3 protein-coding genes are annotated in these 6612 nt (G+C 40.0%); all 3 read left to right on the top strand.

Annotated elements, in window-relative coordinates:
• The first annotated feature begins 638 nt into the window (after positions 1–638).
• Positions 639–2312 (top strand): DUF6377 domain-containing protein, encoded by a 1674-nt coding sequence (locus tag B2X72_RS18685; protein ID WP_088160819.1) that lies wholly within the window; start codon positions 639–641, stop codon positions 2310–2312.
• A 263-nt stretch (positions 2313–2575) separates the two neighbouring features.
• On the top strand, positions 2576–5551 hold the full coding sequence (locus B2X72_RS18690) for a SusC/RagA family TonB-linked outer membrane protein (protein ID WP_422663693.1): 2976 nt from the start codon (positions 2576–2578) through the stop codon (positions 5549–5551).
• 12 nt (positions 5552–5563) lie between these two features.
• The coding region (locus B2X72_RS18695; RefSeq protein ID WP_286851033.1) for a RagB/SusD family nutrient uptake outer membrane protein at positions 5564–6612 on the top strand (1049 nt) is incomplete at its 3' end.

Genomic DNA, 6612 nt, shown 5'->3' on the forward strand with positions numbered 1-6612 from the left:
CGTTTAGGACGCAAGTGATAGGATTTCTATTTTTTATTGTTCCAGTTGTATTGAAATGAAAAAAAAACATAATGTACACAAGAGAAAACCTGCTGTTAAGAGGAGAAAGAGAAAACATACCTCTACTATATCCCAGAAGTCTTTTAAAGAGAGAAAATCACCCTTTTTGATTTTTATGGTCATTATACTGTCCATTATAACAATAATTACAATCATCGTTCAGATAAAACATATATATATACATATTTCAGGAAGAGGGCATTAAAATTCAATAATCAACTTAAAATTTTAGTAATGTTAGGTACTGTATTCACAGTATTTGATTGTGTTTTAGAAGAAGTTGATTGTTAGATTAGTAGTTCAAAATTACGAATTCGAATTATTTATAATAATCCCCTCAACTAACATTTATAGAAATAATAAACAGATAATTGAGGTCAAGATTTTAGGTGTTAAAAGTGTGTCAATATTCAATAAAGGTTTTAAGAACGTTTAAGATTTGTATTAATACGCAAAATATTATCAGAATATTTGCAATTTTTTATTTTTGATAAATGTATAACATTAGTATATGCTAGTTTTGTTTTAAGCCTAGAAAATGTTACTATTGTGTTTTGTCACTTTTGGTTTAAAGTATCATGTATAGACGTGTTTTATGTGTCCTGTTGATTGTTATATCGGTTATCTTATGTAAAGCAGGAACTGGACAGGATACTGCGTTGATACAACTGCTTCAGATGATCGACAAAAAGGAAGTGTTTATGGCCCTCAAAGAAGCGAGAATAGACGATTTGGGACGACAACTTCAGAAATCAATAAATAACACTTCCGGACAATACGAATTAAACAAGCTCCTTTACCAAGAATATTCTTCATATAAACTAGATTCTGCGATTATATATGCTAGGGGAAATGTAAAATTAGCCAAAAGAAGTGGCGATTTCTTCCAAATCAATGAAAGTAATCTGGATCTTGCTTCATTTTACTTCACAGCAGGTATGTATATTGACGCCTATAAAATATTGGCCACTGTAGGTAAGAACAAGCTTCCTAGAGAACTGTTGATCAAGTATTACGATGCGTGGAAAAGGCTCTATAAATTTTATTCATTTTCAAATACCGACGATCGGCAGTATGCTATTCGGAGTGACCGCTATCGCGATTCGCTCTTAAGTGAACTGGACACGGCAAGTAGTCAATACCGTATAGTTTATGCCGAAAAGCTCCATGATGAAGGGAAATTTGAGGAAGCGAAAAAGAGTTTGATGTATATGCTTGATCTTTCCCGAAAAGAGGATCATGAACATGCCATCTTATGTTATGCCCTGGCTAATATCTATGAAAAGGAAGGAAATATTGACCTTCAACGCAAATATTTGACGCTATCCGCGATTAGTGATATTAAAAACGCCATCAAGGAGAATGCCTCGATGCAGGCATTAGCGACCTTATTGTATAAGTCAAACCATATTGAAGAAGCCTATAGCTGTATCAAATCGTCAATGGAGGATGCTATATTTTGTAATGCCCGTTTCCGGACCTATGAAGCTTCGCAGATCTTTCCAATCATAAACTCAGCTTATCAAGAAAATGAATTACAACAAAAGGCAAAATTGACAATCTTTCTAGCGATTGTCAGTATCCTATCGCTGTGCCTCATTATAGCAGTTATTTTGATATACAGGCAGATGAAGCGGGTAAATCGCGTCCGTAGAGAGCTCTTCGAACTCAATCAAAAATTGCAGGTGCTCAATCAGCAATTGAATACAGCCAATGACGAACTTCATACCACCAATAGCGAAGTGCTGTCTATGAATAGCGAGTTGGCAGAAACCAATCACATCAAAGAAGCCTATATCGGTGAGTTCCTAAACTTATGTTCCTTATATATTGATAAGCTCGAAAAATACCAGATTTCGCTCAACAAGATGGTCATGGCCAAGAAGATCGAAGAGCTCAAGCAGATGCTTAAATCACGCGATATGATCGACCATGAAGTAAGAGAATTATACGCCACTTTTGATCATGTATTTTTGCACTTGTATCCGAACTTTGTGGAAGATTTCAATGCACTGTTAGTCGCAGATATGCAAGTCGTCTTAAAGCCAAATGAAGTACTGAGCCCGGAACTCCGTATTTTTGCATTGATACGTTTGGGTATTACAGACAGCGCAAAGATAGCCCGTTTCCTGCACTATTCAACCAATACCATTTATACCTACCGGACCAAATTCAGAAATAAAGCTGCCGTCCCGCGCGAAGATTTTGATGAATTGGTCACAAAAATAGGTCGAAAAGCCCTAAATTATTGACCTAATCTTCTATATATTTCTTTGTTGTATTTGATGTAATATTCTGTTTTTTAGGTTTTTACGTTTTTGTTGTTTCTATATTTGGCGATACACCTCTTTTATCTGCTCTTTGATCCTCTTATTTTTGGATAAACCAATTAGGGGGCGATTTGACACTAGTTTCAAATCGAAATTAGATAACAATTATAAGTAATACGTAAAAATCAAATTTTATGAAAAACCAGGGGCGATTACGTTTTACGTATCCCATTCTCATGCTTTCAATGATTTTGATCTGTTTAAATTCATTTGCACAACAAAGGGAGATTCAGGGTACTGTAAAAGACGAAAACAAGCTAGCTATTGAAGCTGTTTCCGTCAACAACAAGGGGACAACCCAACAAGTACAGACAGATCGAAATGGCCATTTTAAAATGACCGTTGCACATGGTTCAGTTTTGAGCATCTCCTATATCGGCTACAAGACTCAGGAACTAAAAGTAGACAATGCATCAATTTATAATATTATATTAGTCAAGGATAACACAGCACTTGACGAGGTGGTTGTTATTGGATATGGGACCGTTAAAAAGAAAGATCTGACAGGTTCTTTAGCGTCTGTGGGTGCAGAGGCAATGAAAGATAAGCCTGTGGCAAATGTTGGCGAAGCGCTTCAAGGACGTGCCTCTGGTGTACAGGTTATCAACTCAGGCGCGCCCGGAAGCAATGTGTCCATACAGATTCGAGGGCTGGGATCAATCAACAATAGTGCTCCATTGTTAGTGATTGATGGCGNNNNTACACGACGCTCTTCCGATCTTGATGGCGTCCCAACGGATCTGTCTCTCAATGCGCTCAATCCAAATGATGTGGAGACAATCGATATCCTCAAGGATGCCTCTGCTACTGCCATTTATGGTTCCAGGGGAGCCAATGGTGTTGTATTGATTTCAACAAAAAAGGGTAATAAAAATAAAGGCAGTATTACGGCAAGTGCCAATTACGCGATTCAGCAGGCAACGAGCCTACCCAAAATGCTGAATGCACAACAGTTTGCGTCGCAGCACAATGAGATGATGGCCAACAACAATAACCGTCAACGACCGGATTTTGCCGATCCTACATTGCTTGGCCGAGGAACAGATTGGTTAGATGCGCTCCTACAGACAGGTAAATTAGCTAATTATGCCCTTAGTTATGCTGGTGGTGGAGAAAAGAATACGTACTACGTCTCTGCTGGTATACTCAATCAGGATGGCATCGTGAAAAACACCGATTACAAACGGTATAATTTTCAGTTTAACAATGAAGCTAAACAGACAGCATGGCTCAAATTGGGCAATACGCTCACGCTAAGCCATGATGTAAAACACAATGGTTCCTATAGCGTATTGAATACGCTTGCCTCATTGCCTACACAACCAATTTTTAATGAAGATGGTACCTATTCAGGGCCAGGAAATGAAGCTATATTCTATGGCGATCTGCGCAATCCGATCGGGACTGCCATGCTTGAACAAAATACAACGAAAGGCTATAATCTTCTTGGAAATATCTATGCGGAAGCAAATTTCTTGAATCATTTCACCTTCAAAACTTTGCTTGGCCTTGATTATAAGGCTTGGGACAATATGACCTTTTCGCCTAAATACAATTGGAAACCCATCCCCGTTCCCAATTCCTATCGGAGTGAAAGTTTCAACAAGAGCCTAACCTATTTGTGGGACAATACCCTCACTTATGCAAATACTTTCGGGGGTGGACACGAAATCAATGTGATGATAGGTTCTAGTGCGCAAAACAATGATTATAATTACATGAATGGAAGTATCAAGGAATTTCTTTCCGACAATAATAACCAGTTAAATAATGGCTTGTTAGATCCAACTGTAGGTGGGAGCCGCAACGAATGGGCGTTATTGTCATTCTTCGGGCGCGCCAATTATACGTTTAAAAATCGCTATCTCCTTACGGCCACTGTACGTCGTGATGGTACATCAAGAATTGCTTCGGCCAACCGTTGGGGGACTTTTCCTTCTTTTTCTGCCGCCTGGCGTATCTCTGAAGAGTCTTTTTTTAACAAAAATGATTTTTGGAGTGATGTTAAACTCCGTATCGGTTATGGAGTTACCGGTAATCAGGCCGTGTTGGATAACTATGCTGCATCAGCCCGCTTAAAAACTGGTCAATATGTTTTCAATGGTATTCCCGTTTCGACATTGTACCCACTCGTTATGCCTAACCCGGGCATACGCTGGGAAACGATCAAACAACAGAATGTTGGAATTGATGCAAGTTTTTTCAAAAACAGGATCCAGTTGACGATGGATGCTTACATCAAAAAAACCTCAGATATGCTTGTCAAAATGAGCGTGCCCATTACGACAGGATATTCAGACAGCTATACGCCAATGATCAATGCCGGAGAGGTAGAAAACAAGGGGTGGGAATTAAGTTTACGTAGCCAAAACCTAAAAGGAGAATTGGTTTGGAATACCGATTTCAATATCTCCTATAATAGAAATAAGGTCGTTAGACTTGATGGCGATGTACCTATTTACTACGGTTATCAGTCCCATACCATTGGACAGCCTGTTGGATCATTTTATGGCTATTTGACCAATGGTATTTTTCAAAACTGGGCCGAAGTGAATAGTTATGCTTATCAATATCAAGGGGCAGATCCCGCTAATAGTACGGCACCCGGCGATATCAAATTTAGGGACATCAATAAAGATGGAGTTGTTAATGACTATGACCGGACCTATTTAGGCAATCCAACACCAAGTTGGAGTTTTGCCATGAATAATAAGTTGTCCTATAAAAATATAGATCTTGAAGTATTCTTTCAGGGGGTGTCTGGAAACCAGATCTATAATGCCAATAGGGTTACCTTGGAAGGTATGTATACCATACGAAATCAGACGACTAAGGTTCTTGATCGTTGGACCGCTGAGGGAACCAGCAATGAGGTGCCGAGAGCGATTTACAGCGACCCCAATAAGAATACACGTAATTCAGATCGTTTTATTGAGCAGGGAAAATACCTGCGTCTGAAAAATCTGACCGTAGGTTATACCTTGCCTGAAGCTGTAGCCAAACGTCTGCATGCAGGACGGTTGCGGTTTTATTTTTCAGGGCAGAATTTGTTTACTTGGACCAAGTATTCTGGCTTCGATCCTGAAGTGATAGGAGGTGTTGACAATAGTAACTACCCGATCACAAAAAACTTTAGCTTGGGATTGGACCTTAGATTTTAACTAATTAGACTCATGATGATGAAAAAAATATTTTATATGGCCCTTGCGGCGATGCCCCTTTGGTTGGGCTCATGTTCAAAATTTTTGGATAAAGAACCTCTTGAGGATCCCAGTGCCGAATCCGTCAAGGATGCTTCCGCTGCTGTTGCAATGATCAATGCGGCTTATCAGCCACTCCAACGACCCAAGTTATACAATATGCGTATATGGTCATTAGACATTATGGCAGGGAATAGTGCCGTGGGTGCAGGTGGTGGCGATGATGGAATAGAAACGATCCAATTGTCCAATTTTTCCACTGGCCCAGACAATTTTTCGGCGGTTGATCTTTGGCGAGGACCCAATCCCGGTATTTTATATTGTAATACCGTCTTGGAAAATGTCCCTTCGATGGATATAGATCCCCAATTGAAAAACAGATTGATTGGCGAAGCCAAATTCCTCCGTGCGAACTATTATTTTATTTTGGTTCAGCTGTTTGGCGATGTGCCGCTTTCATTGGTACCCGCGAAACCTGGAGATGATCTCAAACCGGCTCGCGTGAGCAAAGAACGCATCTATAATGAAGTCATTGTACCAGACCTTAAGGAAGCCATTACACTGTTACCTCGTCGTGAGGAATATGCCGATCAGGATAAGGGACGCGTCAGTAAAGGAGCTGCGGCAGGCCTTTTGGCAAAAGTTTACCTCACACTAAAACAATATCAGTTGTGCATTGATCAATGCAATCAGGTCGAGTCGCTGGGGTATGTGCTTAATGCAGACTATAGTGATTGTTTTGGGGGGGAGCCTCGTCATAAAAATACAGCCGAATCGCTCTTTGAAGTACAATATTATGGACTTACCAAGGCCGGATTTTGGGACGATGAAAATCAGGCAAACTGGCTGAGCACCTATATGGGACCACGCAATTCGGGCTGGGTGGGCGGCGGCTACGGTTGGAATCAGCCAACAGCTGAGTTTGTCTCCCAATACGAAACTGGAGACTTGCGCAAAGATAAAACTGTTTTGTATGAAGGAGGACCACTTTTCGACGGTAAGGCCTACAAATCCAATATGTC

Origin of the sequence: Sphingobacterium sp. UBA7253 (assembly GCF_002472745.1) — a bacterium.
Classification (GTDB): Bacteria; Bacteroidota; Bacteroidia; order Sphingobacteriales; family Sphingobacteriaceae; genus Sphingobacterium; species Sphingobacterium siyangense.

What these genes read in the sequence shown, in the direction of transcription:
- B2X72_RS18685 (WP_088160819.1), top strand. Translation starts at nt 639, where the DNA reads ATGTATAGACGTGTTTTATGTGTCCTGTTGATTGTTATATCGGTTATC.